The sequence below is a fragment of the Bifidobacterium sp. LH_413 genome, assembly GCF_056357015.1.
Genome location: NZ_JBKEVK010000001.1, coordinates 155,770 through 179,423, shown reverse-complemented (window position 1 = coordinate 179,423; position 23,654 = coordinate 155,770). Strand labels below are relative to the sequence as shown.

Here is a 23,654-nt window from a genome sequence, read left to right as displayed (position 1 = left end):
GGGCGCCGGCGCTTACTGCACGTCGTTGAGGCCGTAGGCGACGGAGCCCGGTTGGATGTCGCCGGCGAGCAACGTGTCCACGGTGACGATGTGGTATCCCTTTGCCTGCAACTCCTTGATGATTCCCGGCAGCGCCTTCACGGTTTCGGGGTTCCCGTCGCGCAGCGAGATGATCGAGCCGGAGTAGACGCCGTCGAGCGTGCGCTTCTCGATCTCGGCGGCGTCGAGCTTGCCCCAGTCGCCCGAGTCCACGCCCCACAGAATCATCGCCTGCCCGTTCGCCTTGGCTTGGTCGCGCAGCGTGTCGCTCCACGCGCCGTCCGGCGGCCGGAACAGCGTGACCGGCTTGCCGGAAGCCGACGAGATCACCGAATCAGTGTCCTTGAACCATTTGGCGAGCTGGCTGGCGGGCATCGCGTGCATCTGCGTGTGCCGCCATGACATCGATCCGACGCTATGCCCTTCGGCGGCCATGCGCCCCACGAGCTTCACGTTCGACCCGCTGACGAACTGCCCCTGCAGAAAGAACGTGGCGGGCACGCCGGCCGCCTTCAAGGCGTCGAGCACTTTCGGCGTGGTCTGCTTGTTCGGTCCATCGTCGAAGGTGAGGGCCACGCAGTCGGCGAAATGGCAGTCGAGCGGCATCAGCGCGATCACCTTGGCCGTCGCCTCGCTCAACGGTTGGATCTGCTCGTTCACGGCGTCGCTCTGGTCGGACGGCGTCGTGTCGAGCACGGCCTGCGCCGTGTCGATCGCGTTCTTGAGCGTGCCGCGCGCCGTCTCGTCCGCCTTGCCCGCGGACCGGTCGTAGGCGAGTTTTCCGCGCGCGATGAGCGTGGTCAGCTGTTCGCGCGCGTCCTGCGCGTTCAATCCGTCCTTCATCTGTTCGAGCGTGTCCGCGTCGTAGCGGATGGAGATGAGCCCGTCGGCCATGGCGCTCGCCGCGGCCGCGTACCGGTCGCCGAGCGCGGCGATGTCGGCGGTGTGCGCGTCCGCCGCGCAGTCCTGTTTGGCGGGAGCGGTCACGTCGGCGTCGTGCATGTTGTCCATCTGCTGTTGGAGCCGGTCGCGTGACTCGCTGCCGGTGATCGACGCCGTGTCCTTGAGCAGCGCGGCGGCCTGCCGTGCGACGGGCGTGTAGCCGGTGAGCGTCTCCGTGTATTGCGCGCGTTCCCGGCGGCAGTAGGCGAGCGCGGACGCGTGGTTGCGCGCGTTGAGGTCGAGGATTGAGCGGGTGACGGCCACGCCGGCGAACACGACGCCCGCCGCGAACACGGCGACGAGCGCGGCGACGAGCAGCTTCGGCCGACGCCGCGCCGCCGCGGTTCCGCCGTCACCGATGCCCGTCACGGGTGCGTCCGTACCCGTACCGTTTGCGCCCGGCGAGTCGGTCGCGTCCGGAGTCGTGCCGTCGTCATACGGTTCCGCGGCGTCGTCACCGAGCTCGCGGAACATATCGTCCGCATCGTCGTCCGCTTCATCGTCCGTGACGTCGCCGTGTTCGATGTCGATTCGTACGTCATCCGCGTCGTCGATGTGCTTGTCGTCCGCCATGACACCCTCCTCCGCGATGATTTCTCATCCCATTGTCCCACACGATGCGCGAGGCGGGCGGATTGGTACCCCGCCCGCGTCAACGAACGTGGACGACACAGGTTCGTTCCCCTGTCATCATGACTCGTTCCACGGTTTTCCACGGGAAAACACGGACGGATGCGGAGGGAACCGCGGCAGTCCGGGAGGGAACCGCGACCAATCCGGAGGGTGCCGTGGCAGATTGGAAGCGAGCGGTCGCCATTCCGCCGCATTCTCGTTTGGCAGGGGTGCTTCCCCATCGTTCTCCGGAGACAGCTTGCGTATGAGGGGTACCTGAGGGTGCCTCATCGAGGTGCATTACGACCATTGCGGCACCTGCGCCCCGGATAAACCTTGATCAAGTACCCCTCGTAACGCAGATGGCAGTCCGGAACAGTGAGAATGCACCCCTGTCAAGCGAGAAAGAGAAGCCCGGCTCCAGACATGTCCTCCAAACCCACCCCTGCACGCCGAAATGCGAAGAACCCGTTACGGGCACGGCAGCCGAAGGCGGTCAGAAGAGCGCGGCTTGGGCGAATTCGTCGCCGGGGGCGGCTCCCCCGGGCACGCCGTCCAGCCCGAATCCGTCGTCGGAGCCGGCGCCCGGCTTGAACGCGGCGGCACCCTGCCCGGCGAGCAGGTCGGAGGCGGCGGCGGACGCCTCCCTGAGGTCGCCGTCCAAGGCGACCGCGTCGGGCGAGACCGTGAACATGCGGTTGTTGACGCCTTCGAGATACAGTCCGTCGAGCGATTCGACGCGGGAGAGCGCCACGTAGCCCATGCCGGGCGCGAACGTGCGTTTGAGGTCCATGACGGCTCGGTCGAGCGTCATGCCCTGCGACTTGTGGATCGTGATGCCCCACGCGCAGCGCAACGGCACCTGCGAGACGGATGCGAGCACGGTGTCGCCGTCCATCATCTCCCATGTGGCGGGTTTCATCGTGACGATGTTGCCATTCTCGAATGCGACGATCGGCCAGCCGCCCTTGTTCTCGTTCGCGAAGCCGCGCACGGTGCCGAGCGAGCCGTTCACGAACTGGCGGTCGGCGTCGTTGCGCAGGGCCATGACGGCCGCGCCTTCCTTGAGCACGAGCCGTTCGGGGGCGAGCATGTTGCGTTTGAGCCGTTCGACGAGGTTCGCCGGTCCCGCCTGCTCGGCGTGGAACTCGTGGCTGTCGAGCATGATGCTCGCGAGCCTGAGGTCGTTGAGGTTGTCGGCCTGCCGGTTCACGGGGAACAGGTGCGTGGCGACGACGCCGGGTTCGGGCGCGACGCCGAGCCGCGTGACGAGCGCGTCACGGTCGGCGTCGTCGACGCGGCTTTCGCGGATGTGCGTGAGCACGGTGAGCAGTCGGCCGTCATCCTGGCGATGCTGTTCGGTCAGATAGCAGACGACCGGATCGAGTTCCGGCCAGACCAATGATTCGGTGACGAAGCCCTCCGGGTTGAGTCCGGCGCGCGCGTAGCGTTCGCGCGACGCCGTGAACTCGGGGGTGGGCGGGATCACGTCGCGGTTGCGGCCGGACACGGAAACGGGCGGCAGCTGGAAGAAATCGCCGGAGAGCACGACCTGCAGGCCGCCGAACGGGCGCGGGTCGTGGCGTATCTCGCGGCACACCTGGTCGACCATGTCGAACAGCCACGCGTGCAGCATCGACACCTCGTCGATGACGAGCACGTCGGTCGCCTGGATCTTGCGTCTGCGACGCGTCTTGATGGTTTTGAGCAGTTTCGCGTCGAGCACGTTGGCGAGTCCCACACCGCTCCACGAGTGGATGGTCTGTCCGTCGACGTGCGTGGCGGCGATGCCGGTCGAAGCGGTCACGGCGACGCTCGCGCCGTCCGCGCGGGCTTGGCGGATGAACTCGTTCAACGCGTACGTCTTGCCCGCGCCGGGCGCGCCCGTCAGGAACACGTTCGCCCCGGCGTTGAGGATCGCGAGCGCCTCGGATTGTCTCATGCCCCGTGATGCCCCTATGCGGCTATTCGGCCTTGGCGTTGAGGCTGGTGGCGACGATCTCGTCGCGGATGCGCGCGGCTTCGGCGGCGTCCGGGCCGGGGGCGGCGGCCATGACGGCGGCGCGGTAGTAGCGCAGCTCGTCGAGCGATTCGATGATGTCCGCGAGGGCGCGGTGGCCGCCGTTCTTCGGCGGACGGTTCTCGTACACGGCCGGATACCAGCGGCGGGCGAGCTCCTTGAACGTGCTCACGTCGATGCTGCGGTAGTGCAGGTGGCTCATCAGGTTCGGCATGTAATGGTCGAGGAACTTCTTGTCGCTTCCGATCGTGTTGCCGGCGAGCAGCGGCTTGACGCCGTCCGGCGTGAAGCGCAGCACGTATTCGGTGACCTTCTTCTCGGCCTCTTCGAGACTGAGGCCGTGCTCCCACTCGTTGATGAGGCCGGAGCGGGTGTGCATCTGGCGTACGAAGTCGTTCATGTGCGCCACGGCCTTGTCGCTCGGCTTGATGACGTAGTCGACGCCCTCGTCGAGCACGTTGAGGTCGAAGTCGGTGGGGACGACGGACACTTCGACGAGCTCGTCGCCGCCGAAGATGTCGAGTCCGGTCATCTCGCAGTCGATCCAGATGAGGCGGGAACCTTCCGCCGTGTACGTCTCCGCGTCATGCGCGTCCACCATCATGTGCCTCTTTCCTAGTTAGCCTATGCCTGAGCAGAACAGTACAGACTATACCGCGCAACGGACGGCCGGCCGTCGTCGCCCATCGCCCATAGCCCCCGTCTCGGCACAAGAAATCCCGGAAATCATCCCCATCATCCGGGAATAGTTGCGCTGACGTGGCGGCAGCACAATCATTCCCGGACGAGTGGGTTAATCTCCGGGAATACTTGCGCTGGCCGCCTCCCAGCACACGAAATCACGGACGACAGGCAAAAAGGCGTGGGCCCCGCCGGTTGGAAACGGCGGGGCCCACTGTTGGAAAGGGAATGAAGGGAAGTGTGGTCTCTCCCGCGGCCCGTTCCTGACGGGCCGTAGGAGAAGTGCGGGGATTCTCTTCCGCAGTCCGCCGGAGCGGACCACGGAAGTCGATGCGTGTTACTTGACGCGCTTGATGCCGAGGACGGCGATCGCGGCGATCGCGGCCATGGCGATGGCGGTCGGGAACACGATGTTGTAGGAGTGGGTGGCGGCGACGATGCTGGAGGTGATCGCCACGCCGATGGCCTGGCCGGCGCAGGTGGCGATGTTCATGAAGCCGAGGTCCTTGCCGGCGGTCTCCTTGTTCGGCAGGACGTCCACGTTCAGCGCCTGGTCGACGGACAGGTACATGCCGTAGCCGAAGGAGGCGATGCCGCCGAAGAGGAACATGCCCATCTCGGTCGGGAAGATCCACGGCATGGCCAGACCGATGGCGAACACGGCGCAGGCGACGGCGATCGGGGCCTTGCGGCGGTGGAGCGCGTCGGCGATCGGGCCGGAGATCAGGGATGCGATGAGGGAGGCGACCATGGTGAGCGTGGAGATGACCACCATGGCGTTGGCGGCCTGCTTGTCGGAGTCGCCGATGTGGTCGGTCAGGATGTACAGCTGGTAGCTGAAGATCATCTGATAGGCGACGATGAGGCAGGTGCGGCAGATGAACGCGCGGTAGAAGTCGCCGCAGTTCTTGAGCGGCGGGGTGAGGGACTCGAGGATGACCTTGCCCATGGACTTGGAGGTGTCCTTCGGGGCGTCCTTGCTGGACGGCTCCTTCGGGGTGAGGAACACGGCGAGCAGGCCGGCGGCGAGGGCGCACAGGCCGGTGCAGATGAAGCCGACCTCGACGTTCTCCATGAAGCGGGAGCCGATGAGCGTGCCGATGCCCTGGCCGATCACGCCGCCGCCGCCGATGGCCGCGGAGACGGTCGCACGGTTGGATTCCTCGACGCGGTCGGAGATGAGGGCGTAGATCGGGGCCTGCACCATGTTGAGGCCGACGAGGGCGAGCACGTAGAAGATGCCGATGAGGACGGCGGTGGACGGGCGGCTCAGCGACCAGAAGCAGACGCCGTAGATGAACGCGCCGGTGAAGATCCACGGGGTGCGCTTGCCCCACTTGCTGCGGGTACGGTCGGACAGCGCGCCGATGAACAGGGCGATGAAGATTGAGGCGATGGAGCCGGCGGAGTTGATCGCGCCGAGGGCGGCGGTCGACTCGACGGCGCCCATGCCGAGGTCCGCGCGCAGTCGCTGCGGGACCAGCACGGACATCGTGCCGAAGAAGGCGACGCCGGAGAGGACGGCGAAGGCCATGAAGCCGGCGACGTAACGCCACTTCTCGGCCGGGGTGTTGCGGATCGGGGCCGCGCTTGCTGTTGTCATTGTTCTTTCCTTTTTCTCTGCGTTGAGTTTTGGGTAAGTCTTTTGAGTGGTCTCTCCCCCACCCGGCTCCGCCGGGAGCCCCCTCGTCAGAGGGGGCCAAGAAAGGAGGAGCCAGGGCGGATGGAAATCAGGCGAGCTGGATCCAGGCGGAGGTGTCCTGGGGGAGCTTGCCGTCGTCGGTCAGCGGGCCGGAGGTGAGGAGCACCTCGCCGGCGGGCAGGTCGACCGGGTCGGCGCCGAAGTTGGTGATCGACGCCCAGCCGTTGGCGCGCTTGTAGGCGATCGTGCCGCCGGTGAAGCCGTTCGCGCCGTCCGGCTTGCCCGTGGAACGGTCCTCGGGCAGCCATTCGAGGCTCAGGTCGTTGGTCTGCAGCTTGTGGCGCAGGGCCAGCGTGCGGCGGTACAGGTTGAGCATCGAGTCCGGATCGGCGGCCTCGGCGTCGGCGGCGAAGTCCTTGTACCACGCCGGCTGGGGCAGGTGGGCTTCCTCGGCCGGGGTGCCGTCGGCCTTGGTGGCCGGCGTGAAGCCGTAGGAGTTCACCGGATCGGCCGTCCACGGCAGCGGCACGCGGCAGCCGTCGCGGCCCTTGGTGGACGCGGCCTGCGAGGTGCGGTGGCCGGACGGGTCCTCGACGCGGTCCCACGGGATGTCGGCCACTTCGAACAGGCCGAGCTCCTCGCCCTGGTAGACGTAGGCGGAGCCGGGCAGCGCCATCTCCATGAGGATCGCGGCGCGGGCGCGCTTGGTGCCAAGCGCCTTGTCAAGCGGATAGGTGGTGCCGTCGCGCAGCACCCAGTCCTTGGCGAGCTGGTGGTATTCGCTGGTCGGCACCTGCGGCAGTCCGTAGCGGGTGGCGTGGCGCACCACGTCGTGGTTGCTCATCACCCACGTGGCGGAGGAGCCGGAGCGTTCGGCGCTTTCGATGCCCTCCTCGATGGCCTGGTGCATGTTGTCGCGGATCCAGTCCTTCTTGGCGAACTCGAAGTTGAAAATCTGGCCGAGGTCGTCCGGGCTGGCGTACAGGTACTGGCGGTTGGGCTGCACCCACGCCTCGGCGACGGCGAACGCCGGCGGGTTGTACTCGTTGAAGACCTTGCGCCACTCGTGGTAGATCTCGTGGACCTCGTCGCGGTCGATGACCGGGTGGGAGCCGTCGTCCGGCTGGTCGGAGGTGCACCACACGACGTAGTTGTCGAGGTCGTCGCGGTCGAGGTCCTTGGCGAGGCCGTGGGCGACGTCCACGCGGAAGCCGTCGGCGCCGTGGTCGAGCCAGAAGCGCAGGGTCTTGAGGAAGTCCTCGCGCACCTCGCGGTTGTTCCAGTTCCAGTCGGGCTGCTCCTTGGTGAACATGTGCAGGTACCACTGGCCGTCGGGCACGCGGGTCCAGGCCGGGCCGCCGAAGTGGTTCTCCCAGTTGCTGGGAGGGATGTCGCCGTTCGGGCCCTTGCCGTCGCGGAAGATGTAGCGGTCGCGCTCCGGGGAGCCGGGAGCTGCGGCGAGCGCCTCCTGGAACCACGGGTGCAGGTTGGAGCTGTGGTTGGGGACGATGTCGACGACGACCTTGATGTTCCGTTCATGTGCGGCCTTGGCGAGCGCGTCGAAGTCGTCCATGGTGCCGAGCTTCGGGTCGACGTTGCGGTAGTCGTCCACGTCATAGCCGCCGTCGGCGAGCTGGGAGGGGTAGAACGGGCTGAGCCAGATGGCGTCGACGCCGAGGTCGGCCAGATAATCGATCTTCTCGGTCACGCCGGCGATCTGACCGAGGCCCTCGCCCTTGGTGTCCTTGAAGGAGCGCGGATAGACCTGATATACGACCGCCTGCTTCCACCACAGGGCGGGATCGGTGGCTTCGACCATGTGTTCCTCCTTGAATACAAACGCTTGCATACAAGCGTTTCAACATGTTCTTCGTTTTCGTGACTATTGCATGATAACGCTTGCACAACGAAATGCAAAACGGGCTGCAATCGGCGTGTCGAACGGGTTCGACATTGACGGGAAATGGCTGATTTGCAATACTGCAAGCGCTTTTATATAATTCCGGTAAAAGCGCTTGAAACGCGTGGAGTATCGTAGTAACGGCGTCAATCCGAAGGTGGACGACGGCGTGGCCGCGGTACCGGCGCACCGTCGATGGATTCGCAGTCGAACATCAACAACGGTATGCGGTGGGACCGCGGGATGGCCGACGACGCCCGAAGGTACGGACGATCACACGACAAGGAGGGACGGCTATGCCCGGCCAACAGACGGCGAGGACGACGATCGCGGACGTGGCGAAGGAGGCGGGCGTCTCCGTATCCACCGTATCGCGCGCGCTCAGAGGCCTCGACAAGGTCAATCCGGACACGCGCGCCCGCGTCGAGGCCGCCGCCGAGAAGCTTCGCTTCACCTTCTCGAAGACCGCCTCGTCGCTGGCGAGCGGCAAGTCGATGCGCGTGGCCGTGCTGCTGCCCAACGAGATCAACAGCTGGTTCAACTCGAACACCTTCGAAGGCGTGTACGAGGTGCTGTCGACCGAAGGCTACGACGTGGTCCCCTACGTGATGTGGGAGGAGGCCGACCTCAACCGCTTCTTCCACACGCTGCCCGGCACGCAGAACTTCGACGCGGTCATCATCACCTCGTTCATCCTCGACGAGCGCCAGCGCGAGTTCCTCGACACGCTCACCATCCCGATGGTCGGCATCAACGTGCCCTCCACCGAAGGCTTCGACGCGTCCATCCGCATCGACGACGACGCGGCCATGCACGCCGTCGTGCGGCTGCTGCGCTCCCTCGGCCACGAATCCATCGCCTACGTCGAGCAGCCGGTGCAGCCCTCGCCGTTCACGTGCAGCGACTCGGTGCGCATGGACGGATTCCTCGACGCCGCCGAACAGCAGGGCTACGACGAGGAGCACATCCTCACGATCCCCTCGCTCTCCCGTCTCGGCGACGACGGCGACGAGGAGGCGCAGGAGTCGGTCGGCGGCGAGACGGCCGCGATCTCCGGCATCGCCGCGCAGCTCGTCGGCGCGATGAGCCGTCCCACCGGCATCTGCGTCGAGAACGACCGGTGCGCGGTCCTGCTGCTCAAGGAGCTGCGACGGCTCGGCTGGCGCATCCCCGAGGAGGTGTCGCTCGTCGGCTTCGACGGCGACAACGTCGGCGACGTCGTCGACCTGACCACCGTGCGTCAGAACCCGGTGCAGCTGGGACGCGCCGCCGCCGGCAAGGCGCTCGCGCTCATGCGCGGCGACGAGCCGGACGAGGCGCACACGGTGGCGCCGACGTCGCTGCTCATGCGCGCGACCACGGCGCGGCTCACGGCGTGAGCGCGCGTGGCCGTCGCGCGTGACGCGACGACGCATGGACGGCGCGACGACGCCGCTCCCCCGAAACGCGACGTGGGGTCCCACCCGAAACGGTGGGACCCCACGTCATGCGTCACACGCTACCCGACTGAACGCGCCGATCAGTTGGCGTGGAAGCCGGAGTAGTTCGGCGCCTCGGCGGTCATCACGATGTCGTGCGGGTGCGACTCGCGCAGACCGGCGTCGGTGATGCGGATGAAGCGGCCCTTCTCGGCCATCTCGCCGATGTTGTGGGCGCCGATGTAGAACATCGACTGGTGCAGGCCGCCGAGCATCTGGTAGAGCACGGCGTTGAGCGGTCCGCGGTACGGGACCTCGCCCTCGACGCCCTCCGGCACGACCTTGTCGTTGGAGGTGACGTCGGCCTGGAAGTAGCGGTCCTTGGAGTAGGACTTCTTGCCGCGCGGGGCCATCGCGCCGAGGGAGCCCATGCCGCGGTACAGCTTGTACTGCTTGCCGTGCAGGAGCACCTTCTCGCCCGGGGCCTCCTCGCAGCCGGCGAGGGTGCCGCCGAGCATCACGGAGGACGCGCCGGCCACGAGGGCCTTGGCGATGTCGCCGGAGTAGTGGATGCCGCCGTCGGCGATGCAGGGCACGCCGGCCGCGCGGCAGGCCTGGGCGGCCTCGTACACGGCGGTGAGCTGCGGGACGCCGACGCCGGCGACCACGCGCGTGGTGCAGATGGAGCCCGGTCCGATGCCGACCTTGACGGCGTCGGCGCCGGCGTCGATCATCGCCTGCGCGCCGGAACGGGTGCCGACGTTGCCGCCGATGATCTGCACGCCGTCGAAGGCGGAATCATGCTTGAGGCGGGAGATCATGTCGAGGGCGAGACGGGCCTCGCCGTTCGCGGTGTCGACGACGAGCACGTCGACGCCGGCCTCCATCAGGGCGGAGGCGCGCTGCCAGGCGTCGCCGAGGAAGCCGACGCCGGCGGCGACGCGCAGGCGGCCCTGCTCGTCCTTGGTGGCGTCCGGGTACTGCTCGGTCTTGACGAAGTCCTTCACGGTGATCAGGCCGGTCAGGTGGCCTTCGGCGTCGACGAGCGGCAGCTTCTCGACCTTGTGCTTGGCGAGCAGGTCGTGCGCGTCCTCCTTGGAGATGTTGGACGGGCCGGTGATGAGGTTCTCGCGGGTCATGACGTCCTTGACCTTGAGGTGGTCGTAGTCCTCGGACGCGATGAAGCGCATGTCGCGGTTGGTGATGATGCCGACGAGCTTGTTGTCCTTGTCGACGACCGGCAGGCCGGAGATGTGGAACTTGCCGCACAGCTTGTCGAGGTCGGCGAGGGTGACGTCCGGGTTCACGGTCAGCGGGTCGGTGATCATGCCGGACTCGGAGCGCTTGACGACGTCGACCTGGGCGGCCTGGTCGTCGATGGAGAGGTTGCGGTGCAGCACGCCGATGCCGCCGTTGCGGGCCATGGCGATGGCCATCTCGGACTCGGTCACGGTGTCCATGGCGGCGGAGAGGACCGGGGCCTTCATCGTGATCTTGCGGGTCAGATGGGTGGTGGTGTCCACCTCGGAGGGAATGACGTCCGTCTCGTTCGGCAGCAGCAGGACATCGTCATAGGCGAGGCCGAGCTTGGCGAAGATCGGAGGGAGCGGAGCGTACGCGGACTGCGCGTTCATATCGGGGTTTGTAGCCATGCGTCCACTATAAGAACGTGGGGTGACGTAATACACAATCCTGCGTTATGCGGGCGTTCCGCCACGCCGTAGGCAAAGTGGGCGGAGGCCCGGCGAGGCGTGGGGACGCCTCACTTGCCGGATTCCCCGTCCTCGTCCGGGTCGCCGATGGCGATGCGGCCGGAGGCGTGCTCGGCCCTGGCGACCGCGTCGCGCGCGTTCTCCTCCATGATCTCCGGTAGCCGGCGCTTCAGGTACGGGTACATCGTGGCGACGGCGAGCACCGCGCCCACGACGGCCATGCCGACGGCGACATGCCACGCCTTGAAGAACAGGATCATCAGCGAGCCGAACGAGATGAGCGCGGCCCACGACCACAGGATCGCGACGGCGCCGCGCACGCTGTGGCCGATGCGCAGCATGCGGTGGTGCAGGTGCATGCGGTCGGGGTGCATCGGCGACTGGCCCTTCGCGAGCCTGCGCACGATCGCCAGGCACATGTCGAGCACGGGCAGGAACAGCACGAGGATCGGCAGCAGGATCGGCATGAACACCGGCAGGTACATGCTCGTGTGCACGGAGGCCGGGTCGATGCGGCCGGTCATCACGATCGACGCGCAGGTAATGAGATAGCCGAGCAGCATCGAGCCGGAATCGCCCATGAACAGTTTCGCCGGATGCCAGTTGTGCAGGATGAATCCGACGCAGATGCCGACGAGCGCCACGTCGATGAGCGTCGCCATCGAGGCGTAGGAGGGCGACGTGCGCGCGAGGATGTACGAGTAGATCGCGAACGCGATGCCGCCGATCGCGACGATGCCGGAGGCGAGACCGTCGAGGCCGTCGACGAAGTTGACCGCGTTGATCGACGCGACGATGAGGAACGCGGTGATCGCCATCGACAGGCTCGGCGAGGCGGTGACGAGCGAGCCGAGCGGCAGGGAGATGATCTGCAGGCCGCCCCACGCGACGAACACGGAGATGAGCAGCTGACCGGCGAGTTTGAGCATCCAGTCGAGGTCCCACAGGTCGTCGGCCATGCCGAGCAGGCAGATCATGACCGCGCCGGCGAGCACGACCCACGGCAGGTGGCTGCCCTGGAACAGGCCCTGGATGAAGCTGATGTGGCTGGCGAACAGCATGGCGACGGCGAAGCCGAGCATCATGCCGAGGCCGCCCATGCGCGGCGTCGGGATCGTGTGGACATCGCGGGCGCGCACCTCGCCGACCGCGCCGATCTCGATCGCCACATGGCGGATCAGCGGGGTGAGCAGGTACGTGGCGCCGCCGGCGATGGCGGCGATGAACAGGTAGATCCTCATGCGCCGAGTCCTCCCCCGTTGACGTGCAGCGCGGCGCGGATCTCGGACTGGCCGATCACGCCCTCGCGCAGGATGGCGATGCCGTCGCGCTCGTGCGGATCGGCGGCGACGACGGTGCTGGAGACGTGGCCGGGCGTCGAACCGCCGTCGAGATACAGGGCGACGGCGTCGCCGAACGCCTCGACGGCCTCGTGCACGCTCTGCGCGCTTTCGTCGCCGGACAGGTTCGCGCTGGACGCGGCGAGCGGGCCGGTGGCCTTGAGGATGCGCAGCGTGAGCGCCGAGTTCGGCACGCGGATGCCCTGCGTGCCGTCCTTGGCGACGGTCTTCAGCGTGCAGCCTTCGCGCGCGACGGCGATCGGCGAGAACGCGCCGGGCAGGAAACGAGCGGACAGACGGTTGAGCGGGGCGGGCAGGTCGAGGCCGATCTCGTCGAGCTGGTCGGTGCCGGCGAGCAGCACCTGCAGGGCCTTGAAGCGCGGACGGCGCTTGAGCTCGTAGATGCGGTCGATGGCACGGGTCGAACGCGGATCGCCGGCGATCCCGTACACCGTGTCCGTGGGGATGACCACCAGTCCGCCGTCCTTCACGATGGCCGCCGCCTCGCGCAGCGCATCGTCGTCGATCGCACGAATCTCACTCATCGAACGCCTCCTGAAACCTGTCTGACACAATCCATCATTGCACCATCGCACCTCGACCGCCACATATGACCCGTTATGTACGGTCGTACATCTAAGCTGAATCGCAACCACGCGACATCCGTAACGCAAAGGAGCATCATGACCGACGTCACCACCGATGACAACGTTTCCAACGATTCCGCGACATCCGCCGCATCCGACTCCCCCGTCTTCGCGGTCCCGCCCGTCGAACTGCCGACGCCGCGCCGCTCCGAACGCGAGGAGATGCTCGACGGCAGACTGTACGATGCCTCCGACCCGGAACTCGACGAACTGCGCCGCAAGGCCGGCGACCTGTGCACCCGCTTCAACGCGACCTCCCGCCACGACGACGCGACGCGCGCCGCGATCCTCGACGAACTGCTGCCCGGCCACGGCGCGAACCTCGACGTGATGGGCCCCGTCTTCTTCGACTACGGTTGCCACACACGAATCGGCGACCGCGTGTTCGCGAACTTCAACTTCACCGTGCTCGACTGCGCGCCGGTCACGATCGGCGACGACGTGCTGTTCGGCCCGAACGTCTCCCTGCTGCCGCCGATGCACCCGCTTCGCTGGCAGGACCGCAACGTGCGCACGCGCGAGGACGGCTCCAGCTACGACTACGAATACGGCGAGCCGATTCGGATCGGCTCGAACTGCTGGTTCGGCGGCAACGTGACCGTGCTCGGCGGCGTGACGATCGGCGACGGCTGCGTGATCGGCGCCGGTGCGGTCGTCACCAAGGACATCCCCGCGAACTCGGTCGCCGTCGGCAACCCGGCCCGCGTGATCAAGACGATCACCGACAAGGACGCCAGCGTGTACCAGGACTACTGCCGGGCGTGAGACGACGTGGGGGCCTTGCCTCCCTCTGAGGAGGGAGGTGTCATCGCGAAGCGATGACGGAGGGAGAGAAGAAGAGCGGCCGTAGGCCGCGGGAAAATCGAATCGGCCTTCGGCCGATGCCGTATCTCCCGCGGCCTACGGCCGCTCCCGTATCTCCCTCAGTCGCGGCTACGCCGCGACAGCTCCCTCATCAGAGGGAGCCGAACCACAATCGGCTCACGCGCCGAGGTAGGCCTTGCGGACCTTTTCGTCGTGGAGGAGGTCGGAGGCCTTGCCCTCCATCGTGATGCGGCCCGTCTCGAGCACGTAGGCGCGGTCGGCGATGGACAGGGCCATCTTCGCGTTCTGCTCGACGAGGAGCACGGTGATGCCCTTCTCGCGCAGCGCCACGATGATGTTGAAGATCTCCTTGACGAGCAGCGGCGACAGACCCATCGACGGTTCGTCCATGAGGATGGTCTTCGGATGGCTCATCAGGGCGCGGCCCATGGCGACCATCTGCTGCTCGCCGCCGGAGAGCGTGCCGGCCAGCTGGCGGCGACGCTCCTTCAGGCGCGGGAAGTAGTCGAACACCATCTCGAGGTCCTTGGCCATGCCGGACTGGTCCTTGAGGCTGAACGCGCCCATCTCCAGGTTCTCCTGCACGGTCATGCGGGTGAACACGTGGCGGCCTTCCGGCACGTGCGCCATGCCGAGGGTCACGATCTTGTTCGCATGCGTCTTGAGCAGGTCGTGGCCGTCGTAGACGATCGAGCCGGACTTCGCCGGCACGAGGCCGGTGATCGTGTGCAGCGTCGTGGTCTTGCCGGCGCCGTTCGCGCCGATCAGCGAGACGATCTCGCCGTCGTTCACGGTCAGGCTGATGCCCTTGACCGCCTCGATCGCGCCGTAGGAGACGCACAGATCCTTGATTTCCAGCATCAGCGTGCCCCTTCCTGCATGGTCTTGGCGATGCTCGGTTCGGGCGTCGCGTGGTCGGTGGAGTCGCCTTCGGCGTCGTCGGAGTCGTCGGCGCCCAGGTAGGCGGAGATGACCTGCGGGTTGTTCGCGATCTCCTCCGGGGTGCCGGAGGCGATCGTGCGGCCGTAGTCGAGCACCTGGATGCGCTGGCACACGCTCATCACGAGGCTCATGTCGTGCTCGATGAGCAGGATCGCGATGCCGAAGCGGTCGCGGATCGTGTTGATGCAGCGCAGCAGGTCCTCGGTCTCGGTCGGGTTCATGCCGGCGGCCGGCTCGTCGAGGAGCAGCAGCTTCATGCCGGTGGCGAGGGCGCGCGCGATCTCGAGCTTGCGCTGCTGGCCGTACGGCAGGTTCGCGGCCTGCGTGGAGGCGAGGCCGTCGAGGTCGAAGATCTTCAGCAGGTCCATCGCCTTGGCGTGCATCTCGTTCTCCTGCTTCCAGAAGCGCGGGGTGCGGAAGATGGCGCCGCCCAGACGGTAGCTGAACGATTCGTCGAAGGCGACGAGCACGTTCTGTTCGACCGTGAGCTGCTTGAACAGGCGGATGTTCTGGAAGGTGCGGGCGATGCCGGCGCGCACGACCTGATAGGTCTTCTTGCCGTTCATGTGCTGCCCGTCGAGCCAGAAGTCGCCTTCCGTTGGCTTGTACACGCCGGTCAGCAGGTTGAACACGGTGGTCTTGCCGGCGCCGTTCGGGCCGATCAGGCCGATGAGCTCGCCCTTGCGGATCGTCATGTTGAAGTCGGAGACGGCCTTGAGGCCGCCGAAGGTGATGCCGAGATGCTCGGCCTTGAGGATGGGCTGTTCGCTGTTCTTCGCGTCGGTCATCTCACGCCTCCTTCGTGTCCGTGGCGGTTGCGGCGGTCGCGGCGGTTCCGGTCGCGGCCTTCCCGGCGGCTTCCGCCTTCTCCTCGGCCTCGGCCTTCGGGTTGCGGAACAGCAGGCGGTTCACGAGGCGCGGCAGCGAGAACTCCCAGGAGCCGAAGATGCCCTGCGGGCGGAAGATCATGACGAGCACGAGCACCACCGAGTACGCGAGCATGCGGTAGTCGGCGAACGCGCGCAGCAGCTCCGGCAGGATCGTCAGACCGACCGCGGAGACAATCGAGCCGGTGATCGAGCCCATGCCGCCGAAGACGACCATGATCACGTAGTTGATGGAGTTGAGCCAGCCGGCCATCGTCGGGTTGAGCGAGCCGATGTACTGGGCGAAGATGCCGCCCGCGATGCCGGCGAAGAACGCGGAGATCGCGAAGACGAGCACCTTGAGGTACGTGGTGTTGAGGCCGGAGGCGCCGGCGGCGATCTCGTCGTCGCGGATGGCCTTGACGGCGCGGCCGTAACGGGAGCGGCCGAACATGAACAGCACCACGACGGTGATGATCATGATCCAGAACACGATGTACAGGTTGGCGGTGCGCTCGATGCCGATGAGCGCCTGGCCGGCCGCGCCCTTGTCGAGGCCCATGCCGCCGGCCACCTTGAGGTTCTGGATGACCACGCGGATGATCTCGCCGAAGCCGAGCGTGATGATGGCGAGGTAGTCGCCATGCAGGCGCAGCGCCGGGATGCCGATGAGGATGCCGAACACGCAGGCCACGATGCCGCCGAGCAGCGTGGTGACGAGGAAGCGCAGCGTCGGGTCGGCGAGCATGCCGTTGGCGACCATGTACTTGGAGGCGAGGGCCGCCACGTACGCGCCGATCGCCTCGAAGCCACAGCAGCCGAGCGTCAGCTGGCCGAGCACGCCGATCGTGAGGTTCAGCGAGGTGGTCATGATGATGGCGATGCAGGCGGTCATCATGATGCCCTTGATGTAGGAGTTGGCGATGCCGGACTCGCACAGCGCCATGACGACGCCGAACGAGGCGAGGATGCCGAGGAAGCAGACGAGGTACGACTGCCTCGTGGAAAGCATGGACTTCTTCATATCAGACCTTCTCTCCCTCGTTCTTGCCCATGATGCCGGACGGCTTGACCAGCAGCACGACGATCAGGATGGCGAACACGATGGCGTCGGAGAACGCCGAGGTGATGACGCCGCCGGTGATCGTGCCGATGTACGCCTTGGTGAGGCTCTCGACGAGGCCGATGGCGATGCCGCCGATCATGGCGCCCGGGATCGAGCCGATGCCGCCGAGCACGGCGGCGACGAACGCCTTGAGGCCGAGCATGGCGCCCATCATCGGGGAGACCTGCGGGTAGGCGGCGCAGTACATGAGCGAGGCGACGGCGGCGAGGCCGGAGCCGATCGCGAAGGTGAGGGCGATCGTGGAGTTCACGTTGATGCCCATGAGCACGGCGGCCTCCTTGTCCTCGGAGACGGCGCGCATGGCCTTGCCCTGCTTGGTGAACTTGACGAACAGCTGCAGGCCGACCATGATGACCAGGCCGAGCACGATCGTCAGGAGCGTGTCGCCGGGCAGCTTGAGCTTGCCGAATGCGATGGACGGCAGGTGGAAGATCGTCGGGACGGTCTGGAAGTCGGCGCCGAAGATGGCCTGGGCGCCGTTCTCCAGCAGCAGCGACATGGCGATGGCGGTGATGAGGGCGGTCATCGAATTGCCCTTCTCACGCACCGGCTTGTAGGCGGCCTTCTCGACGATGATGCCGACGGCCACGCACACGAGGACGGCCGGGACGATCGCCACCCAGGCGGGCAGGCCCATGGCGACGATGGCGGGAATGGTGAGCATCAGCACGTAGGCGCCGACCATGATGAAATCGCCGTGGGCGAAGTTGATCAGTCGGATGATGCCGTAGACCATGGTGTAGCCGAGCGCCACGAGCGCGTAGACGCTGCCGATCTTGAGACCGCTGAACAGCTGGCTGATGAACATGATGATCTGATCGGTCATCGCTCCCCCTTTCTTTCTGGTAGTCGTGGACGTCCCCACGAATCAGGGACGTCATGAACGGATGGTTATGGATGGATGAATCGAAAATCGAAAACGGAAACAGGTAACGGGTAATCGACAAAGAAATCGATCGGAAAAACGCAAAAACGGAGAGGGCCGGCGAAACCGGCCGCTCTCCTCGTTTGCGTCGCGTCACACGCCGCGACCCTGGTGGGCGGAACTCACTGGAGCGTGGCTCACTTGGGCTGGACGGTGGTGTTGTAGACGGGCTTGCCGTCCTTGAGCTCGAGCACGATCACGGACTTGGTCGGCGAGCCGGACTTGTCCATCGTGAACTTGCCGGTGACGCCTTCGAAGCTCATGCCGGCGACGGCGTTGCGCACGTCCTCGCGGGTGGCGTTCTTGCCGGCCTTCTCGACGGCCTGCTTGATCATGTAGATCGTGTCGTAGCCGAGGGCGGCGAAGGTGTTCGGATCGGCGTTGTTCTTGGCCTTGTAGGACTTGATGAAGTCCTGCACCTTGGTGTTGGAGGTGTCGTCGGCCGAGTAGTGGGTGGTGTAGAAGGTCTTGTCGTACTGGGACTTGTCGCCGGTGAGCTTGAGGCCGTCGTAGCCGTCGGGGCCCATCACGTAGCCCTCGAAGCCGACGGAGCGGGCCTGCGGGATGATGTACGGGCCGGCCACGGAGTAGTAGTACGGGGCGTACAGCAGCTCGGCGCCGGAAGCCTGGATCTTCTGCAGCTGGGCGGAGTACTCGGTGTCGTCGGCGGAGGAGGAGCTCTCCTTGTCGACCACCTGCATGCCGAGCTTCTCGGCGGCCTTGGCGAAGGCCTCGCCCACGCCGGAGGAGTACGGATCGCCGGTGCCGTAGAGCACGGCGACCTTCTTGACCTTCAGGTTCTCGGCGGCGAAGCGGGCGGCCACCTCACCCTGGTAGGAGTCCTTGAAGCAGGTGCGGAACAGGTAGTTGCCGGTCTCGATGGAGTCGGCGGTGGCGGCCGGGGCGATGGTGACCAGCTTGGTCTGGTCGGCCAGCGGCGCGACGGCGGCGGTGGTGGAGGAGATGGTCGGGCCGGCCACGGCGAGCACGTTGCCGTCGGCGGCGAGCTTGTTGTAGGCGTTGGACGCCTCGGTGGCGTCGCCCTTGTCGTCGAGGGACTCCAGCTTGACCTTCTTGCCGTTGATGCCGCCCTTGGCGTTGATCTCGGAGACGGCCAGCTCGAAGCCCTTGAGCTCGGCCTCGCCGTACGCGGCGGCGGTGCCGGAGTTGGTGGTCACGGAGCCGATGGTGATGGTGTCGCCCGAAGCCGCGGAGCTGGAGCTGGAGGAGTCGTCCATGCTGCCGCCGGAGCATCCGGCGAGGGACATGGCCATGACGGCGGCCGCGCCGGCCGCGATCATCTTCTTGGAGAACATGACTGTTCTGCCTTCTTTCTTCTTCGTGAATTACGCATCGCGGCCACAAGCCTCCACCCGGTCCTTCCGGGATCGCCGGCTCGTGCGGTGACGCGCATGATGTGCGCGCGGGACATCCTGGCGGTGTGCGGCCCGCACGGCTTGTGGCCATGCGTACGGCACCCGTGTCTCTTCTCTCACGATGCTTGCCGCCGACTGTTATACAGGTACGCCCGTACCGGCCGCAGTGCCGTTTCTTATTGTGAGACGAGTCACATTCACGTCCGGGATGCGGTCATCTTCCGCATCCCGGACATATCAGCCTCCCTCTGACGAGGGAGGTGTCAGCCGTCAGGCTGACGGAGGGAGAGATACCGGAATCGTTACGCGCCGGCTGTCTCTCCCCCACCCGGCTACGCCGGGAGCCCCCTCAGCAGAGGGGGCCGAAATCCTATCTCTCGGCGAAGAGGAAGCGGGGGCGGCCGGTCCAGTCGTTCTCGGTGCGCGCGGAGACGAAGCCGTTCGCGCGCGCGTAGGCGACGAGCCGCTCCCCCTGCGTCACGTCATGCTCCATGACGAGCACGCCGCCGGCACGCAGCAGGTGCGAGGCGCGCAGCACGATCCGCTCGGGGATGAGCGCGCCGTCCGCCGAGCCGCCGTACAGCGCGAGCGCGGGATCATGGTCGCGCACCTCGGGCTGTTCGGGGATCTGGTCGAGCGGCACGTACGGCGGGTTCGTGATGACGGCGTCGACGCGCCCGTCGAGCTGCGGGAGGGTGAGCGCGCTGGTCGCGTCGCCCAGTTCGAGATGGTAGTTGTAGCCGGCGGTCGGGTTCGCGCGCGCGACGAGGTCGCGGTTGCGTTCCGTCCACGCGTAGGCTTCCGGCGACTTCTCGACGGCCCACACCTCGGCGCCGGGCACCTCGGTCGCGACGGCGAGGCCGATCGCGCCCGAGCCGGCGCACAGGTCGACGACGATCGGATGGTACAGCCCGTTGCGCGTGATCCAGTCGAGTCCCGCCTGCACGACGGTCTCGGTCTCCGGCCGCGGGATGAACACGCCCGGGCCGACCTTCAGATCGAGATAGCGGAACGGCGCATGGCCGGTGATATGCTGCAGCGGCTCACGCTTGGCGCGGCGCGCGACCATCGCGTCGAAGCGGGAGGCGACGGCGTCGAAGCCGCCCGCATCGTCGGTGGCATCACCGATGGCGTCGAGCGGATCGCCCATGAGCAGCGCCTTGTCGACGTCGCGCAGCTGAACGCCCGCCGCCTCGGCGAGCAGGAGCTTCGCGTCATGCTCGGGCGTGTCGACGCCCGCCTCGCGCAGCCGCGCAGCCGCGGCGCGGATCATATCGTCGATGTCCATCATCACTTCTGGTTGGCGAGACGCTCGGCCTCGTCGGCCTGGATGTCGGAGTCGATCACGGCCTGCAGGTCGCCGTCGAGCACGGCGTCGAGGTTGTACGCCTTGTAGTTGGTGCGATGGTCGACGATGCGGTTCTCCGGGAAGTTGTACGTGCGGATGCGCTCGGAACGATCGAGGGAACGCACCTGAGAGTGACGCATGTCGGCGGCCTCAGCGGCCTCCTGCTCGTGCTTCATGGCGAGCAGGCGGCTCTTGAGCACGCGCAGCGCGGCGGCGCGGTTCTGGATCTGCGACTTCTCGTCCTGCATGTTCACGGTGATGCCGGTGGGCAGGTGGGTCATGCGCACCGCGGAGTACGTGGTGTTCACGGACTGGCCGCCGGGGCCGGAGCTCATGAAGATGTCGACCTTGAGGTCCTTCGGATCGATCTCGATCTCGTCGTCGTCCTCGTCGGCCTCCGGGAAGACGAGCACGCCGGCCGCGGACGTCTGGATGCGGCCCTGCGATTCGGTGACGGGGATGCGCTGCACGCGGTGCACGCCGCCCTCGTACTTGAGGGACGCCCACACGCCCTCCTCCGGAGCAGGCGTGCCCTTGGCGCGGATCGCGACCTGCACGTCCTTGACGCCGCCGAGCTCGGTGCCGTTCTCCGACTGGATGGTGACGGTCCAGCCGCGCTTCTCCGCGTATCGGGTGTACATGCGCAGCAGGTCGCCGGCGAACAGCGCGGCCTCCTCGCCGCCGGTGCCGGCCTTGATCTCCATGATCACGTCGCGCGCGTCGTCCGGGTCGCGCGGGATGAGCGCGGTGCGGAGCTTCTCCTCGGCGGCGGGCAGCTCGGCTTCGAGCCGCTTCGCCTCGGCCGCGAAGTCGGGGTCCTCGCCGGCCATCTCGCGGGCGGCCTCGAGGTCATCGCGCAGGGAGAGGTAGGTCTTGTATGCGGAGACGATCGCGCCGAGTTCGGCGTGACGACGGCCCAGCTTGCGCATCTTGTCCGGGTTCGTCACCACCTCGGGGCTGGCCATCTCCTGTTCGATGTTCTGGTATTCCTCCAGCGCGGTCGCCGCCGCGGGGAACTGTTCGTCTGCCATGGTCGCTGTCTTCCTTGGGATTGGTATGGTGTTCGGTTTCGCGGTGCGCGGGCATACAAAAACGCCAGTCCTGCGATGGACGACGGGACGGTACGCCGAAGCGCGCCGACCCGTCTCGCGGGACTGGCGTCAAGTATGCTACTTGGTCTTCTTGCCGTAGCGACGCTCGAAGCGGGCGACGCGGCCACCGGTGTCGAGGATCTTCTGCTTGCCGGTGTAGAAGGGGTGGCACTTCGAGCACACGTCGACCGTCATGTGGTCGCCCTTGTAGGTGGAACGGGTGACGAAGGTGTTGCCGCACGAGCACAGGACCTCGACGGCATGGTAATCGGGATGGATACCCTGCTTCATGATGTCTCCTAAGGAATTCAGGTGACCCGGGTCGCCATGCCCCTATGGCTGGCGTGAACCGGAACCTAGTGGATGATAGTCCCCACCGCCGACACCCAGGACACGCTGAGCCCGGTCCCCTCTGACGAGGGGGCCGACGAACGGACAGTGCCCCCGCTGGGACTTGAACCCAGGACAAACACCTTATAAGGGTGCTGCTCTAACCGACTGAGCTACGGGGGCGACCCACACGATTGTACCGGCGGCGAGGACGGCGCGCGGCGCACCGTCGCGCAACACGCCGGAGCACCCAGCCAAAACGAACATCAATGTTCGTTTCAATGAAAAATCTACCATTGTAGATGATAGATTACGTAGTCATTCGCACACAAAGCGAAGGAGCCGCACAATACCGCGCACTCAGGTAAAGCTCGCGTTAACAAGGTCAAAAATCACGCATTTTCAATATGTTTAGCGCTCACAACGTGCTAACCTATATCGCAGATGTTCGCAAGGGCATCCCCAACAACAGACAAACGTTACAGTAAAACCGTACATTTTCTCACCACTGAATCGAACATCAATATTGTTCGATTCACGGTGGAAGGGAGCAGACATGGCAGAGCAAGCCAAGGAAATCACCGTCAACTTCGACATGTTCGACAAGACCCCGGAGGAGAAGACCGCCGAGGCCAACAAGGTCGCCAAGTCGTTCGGCGTCAGCGACGAGGCCATCGCCGAGGTCGAGGAGTACAAGGCCAAGCTCACCCGCTACAACGCGTGGGACCTGCCGTTCATGGGCTACGTGAACGACGACGGCTACGGCTACGCCTACGTGCCGGATGCCGCCATCGTGCGTGAGCCCTACTGGGACGCCCACAAGGCGTTCCTCGCGCTGCCGGAGGATGTGCAGACCGCGTTCGCGATCCGCATGCTGTTCACCCACCGTCCGGTCGACCGCTACGGTGCCAGCATGTTCCTGCACTACCAGCGCGGCTTCAAGGTGAACTTCGTCGGCACCGGCGCCAACAAGTACTGATCCGCACCGCTTCACCGATGCGACGCAACGGGGCGTCCGCACAGACAACACCGAAGGGCCGTGGGCCGGACGTCGTCCGCCCCACGGCCCTGTGCGTTCCGGCGAGCCAGCACCGGCATCCGCCGGCTAACGACGCACCCGCGGCGCGCCCGCACGCGCCATCTCCTCCCAATCGATCTTGAGTCGACGGTCCCGGCCGAACAGCATGCGCGCGTAGTCGACGTACCCCGGCTCCCACTCATGTAGCGAGGCCGCCACATGCACGCGGAACGTGTCGTCGTTCGGCGTATGCGCCTCATACAACGGCGTCCACGGCATGCGCCACACGCCGCGCACCTGGGCGACGCGCCCGATGATCGAACCGCCGGCCGCGCCGTCGAACCGGCCGGCCGCCGCACGGTCATGGATCTCGATCATGCCGCCGCGCGCCAGGTCCTCCACCGTCACGACGCCGTCGGCGGCGTTGGCGGCGTGCACCCAGAACCACGAGGCGAAGTTCGAGACCGCCGTCTCGCACAGGTCCTGGTAACCGCGCTCCTTCACGTCGCCGCCGTCCTCGCTTTCGCGCGCGGCGGCCACGACGAACGGCGTCAGCCCGGAGACGTCGAGATGGTAGTCGAACGCGAACCATTGGGCGAACGCGTCCTCCACATGCTCGTGGAAGGAGCGCGAACGCGTACGGAACGGGTTCAGATTCAGCTGGATGAAGAACTCGCGTCGCGCGTCCCCGTACGTCACCAGGTCGTTCTCCCGGAACAGGGACACCACCTTGTCGGTCGGAATCGTCGAGAATCCCGGATCGCCGCGCTCGCACCCGTCCACCGTCACTACATCGCACATCGTCATGGTCCTCCCCCTTCAGGGTCCTGCGGAAGGCGCCGTCGCCCTCCATG

Annotated in this window: 20 protein-coding genes and 1 tRNA gene; 3 read left to right on the top strand and 18 right to left on the bottom strand. The window is 66.3% G+C overall.

What is annotated here, in order from left to right; genetic code table 11:
• Positions 1 to 12 precede the first annotated feature (12 nt).
• The 5 genes from AC1AYN_RS00620 to AC1AYN_RS00600 form a co-directional block, all read right to left on the bottom strand.
• Entirely contained in the window at positions 13 to 1,554 is a 1,542-nt protein-coding gene (locus AC1AYN_RS00620; RefSeq protein WP_476502496.1) for a polysaccharide deacetylase family protein, read from the bottom strand.
• A 535-nt stretch (positions 1,555 to 2,089) separates the two neighbouring features.
• Complete coding sequence (locus AC1AYN_RS00615; RefSeq protein ID WP_476502497.1) at positions 2,090 to 3,535, bottom strand: DEAD/DEAH box helicase; 1,446 nt, start codon at positions 3,533 to 3,535, stop codon at positions 2,090 to 2,092.
• A gap of 22 nt (positions 3,536 to 3,557) precedes the next feature.
• Positions 3,558 to 4,214 (bottom strand): oligoribonuclease, encoded by a 657-nt coding sequence (gene orn, locus AC1AYN_RS00610; RefSeq protein ID WP_476502537.1) that lies wholly within the window; start codon positions 4,212 to 4,214, stop codon positions 3,558 to 3,560.
• Between the two features lie 417 nt (positions 4,215 to 4,631).
• On the bottom strand, positions 4,632 to 5,897 hold the full coding sequence (locus AC1AYN_RS00605) for an MFS transporter (RefSeq protein WP_476502498.1): 1,266 nt from the start codon (positions 5,895 to 5,897) through the stop codon (positions 4,632 to 4,634).
• A 127-nt stretch (positions 5,898 to 6,024) separates the two neighbouring features.
• Positions 6,025 to 7,755: a glycoside hydrolase family 13 protein gene (locus AC1AYN_RS00600; RefSeq protein WP_476502499.1), complete on the bottom strand. Its 1,731-nt coding sequence runs from the start codon at positions 7,753 to 7,755 to the stop codon at positions 6,025 to 6,027.
• A 377-nt stretch (positions 7,756 to 8,132) separates the two neighbouring features.
• Between AC1AYN_RS00600 and AC1AYN_RS00595 the strand changes: the two genes are divergently transcribed.
• Positions 8,133 to 9,215, top strand: a complete 1,083-nt coding sequence (locus tag AC1AYN_RS00595; RefSeq protein ID WP_476531435.1) for a LacI family DNA-binding transcriptional regulator — start codon at positions 8,133 to 8,135, stop codon at positions 9,213 to 9,215.
• Positions 9,216 to 9,355: 140 nt separating this feature from the next.
• Here the strand turns inward: AC1AYN_RS00595 and guaB are convergent, their stop codons facing one another.
• From guaB to AC1AYN_RS00580, 3 genes are all read right to left on the bottom strand, one after another.
• Complete coding sequence (gene guaB, locus AC1AYN_RS00590) at positions 9,356 to 10,906, bottom strand: IMP dehydrogenase (protein ID WP_476502501.1); 1,551 nt, start codon at positions 10,904 to 10,906, stop codon at positions 9,356 to 9,358.
• 110 nt (positions 10,907 to 11,016) lie between these two features.
• On the bottom strand, positions 11,017 to 12,207 hold the full coding sequence (locus AC1AYN_RS00585) for an MraY family glycosyltransferase (RefSeq protein WP_476531434.1): 1,191 nt from the start codon (positions 12,205 to 12,207) through the stop codon (positions 11,017 to 11,019).
• Positions 12,204 to 12,851 carry an L-threonylcarbamoyladenylate synthase gene (locus AC1AYN_RS00580; protein WP_476502503.1) on the bottom strand — a complete coding sequence of 216 codons (648 nt, stop codon included), beginning with the start codon at positions 12,849 to 12,851 and terminating at the stop codon, positions 12,204 to 12,206. The genes AC1AYN_RS00585 and AC1AYN_RS00580 overlap by 4 nt, the downstream gene beginning before the upstream one ends.
• Positions 12,852 to 13,115: 264 nt before the next feature.
• On the opposite strand from AC1AYN_RS00580, the gene AC1AYN_RS00575 reads away from it, so the two are divergent.
• Positions 13,116 to 13,718, top strand: a complete 603-nt coding sequence (locus AC1AYN_RS00575) for a sugar O-acetyltransferase (protein WP_476502538.1) — start codon at positions 13,116 to 13,118, stop codon at positions 13,716 to 13,718.
• Between the two features lie 216 nt (positions 13,719 to 13,934).
• Here AC1AYN_RS00575 and AC1AYN_RS00570 read toward each other — a convergent pair whose 3' ends face one another.
• The 9 genes from AC1AYN_RS00570 to AC1AYN_RS00530 all read right to left on the bottom strand — a co-directional run bounded on the left by AC1AYN_RS00570 (position 13,935) and on the right by AC1AYN_RS00530 (position 21,965).
• The gene (locus AC1AYN_RS00570) at positions 13,935 to 14,639 is read right to left on the bottom strand and encodes an ABC transporter ATP-binding protein (protein WP_476502504.1); all 705 of its coding nucleotides are present in this window, start codon (positions 14,637 to 14,639) and stop codon (positions 13,935 to 13,937) included.
• Entirely contained in the window at positions 14,639 to 15,508 is an 870-nt protein-coding gene (locus AC1AYN_RS00565; protein WP_476531433.1) for an ABC transporter ATP-binding protein, read from the bottom strand. Before AC1AYN_RS00565 ends, AC1AYN_RS00570 begins: the two co-directional genes overlap by 1 nt.
• A gap of 1 nt (position 15,509) precedes the next feature.
• Positions 15,510 to 16,610, bottom strand: a complete 1,101-nt coding sequence (locus AC1AYN_RS00560; protein ID WP_476502506.1) for a branched-chain amino acid ABC transporter permease — start codon at positions 16,608 to 16,610, stop codon at positions 15,510 to 15,512.
• Between the two features lies 1 nt (position 16,611).
• Positions 16,612 to 17,538, bottom strand: coding sequence for a branched-chain amino acid ABC transporter permease (locus AC1AYN_RS00555; protein ID WP_476502507.1), 927 nt, complete (start codon positions 17,536 to 17,538; stop codon positions 16,612 to 16,614).
• A gap of 236 nt (positions 17,539 to 17,774) precedes the next feature.
• On the bottom strand, positions 17,775 to 18,953 hold the full coding sequence (locus tag AC1AYN_RS00550) for an ABC transporter substrate-binding protein (RefSeq protein ID WP_476502508.1): 1,179 nt from the start codon (positions 18,951 to 18,953) through the stop codon (positions 17,775 to 17,777).
• A gap of 430 nt (positions 18,954 to 19,383) precedes the next feature.
• Complete coding sequence (prmC, locus tag AC1AYN_RS00545) at positions 19,384 to 20,301, bottom strand: peptide chain release factor N(5)-glutamine methyltransferase (protein ID WP_476532288.1); 918 nt, start codon at positions 20,299 to 20,301, stop codon at positions 19,384 to 19,386.
• Positions 20,302 to 20,303: 2 nt separating this feature from the next.
• Positions 20,304 to 21,392: a peptide chain release factor 1 gene (prfA, locus tag AC1AYN_RS00540; RefSeq protein ID WP_476531431.1), complete on the bottom strand. Its 1,089-nt coding sequence runs from the start codon at positions 21,390 to 21,392 to the stop codon at positions 20,304 to 20,306.
• Positions 21,393 to 21,530: 138 nt separating this feature from the next.
• Positions 21,531 to 21,743, bottom strand: a complete 213-nt coding sequence (gene rpmE / locus AC1AYN_RS00535) for a 50S ribosomal protein L31 (RefSeq protein ID WP_151917191.1) — start codon at positions 21,741 to 21,743, stop codon at positions 21,531 to 21,533.
• A 148-nt stretch (positions 21,744 to 21,891) separates the two neighbouring features.
• Positions 21,892 to 21,965 (bottom strand) — tRNA-Ile (locus AC1AYN_RS00530).
• Positions 21,966 to 22,338: 373 nt separating this feature from the next.
• Here AC1AYN_RS00530 and AC1AYN_RS00525 point away from each other — a divergent pair.
• Positions 22,339 to 22,761 carry a glycerophosphodiester phosphodiesterase gene (locus AC1AYN_RS00525; protein ID WP_476502510.1) on the top strand — a complete coding sequence of 141 codons (423 nt, stop codon included), beginning with the start codon at positions 22,339 to 22,341 and terminating at the stop codon, positions 22,759 to 22,761.
• A gap of 126 nt (positions 22,762 to 22,887) precedes the next feature.
• Here AC1AYN_RS00525 and AC1AYN_RS00520 read toward each other — a convergent pair whose 3' ends face one another.
• Positions 22,888 to 23,607: a hypothetical protein gene (locus AC1AYN_RS00520; RefSeq protein WP_476502511.1), complete on the bottom strand. Its 720-nt coding sequence runs from the start codon at positions 23,605 to 23,607 to the stop codon at positions 22,888 to 22,890.
• Positions 23,608 to 23,654: the final 47 nt, after the last annotated feature.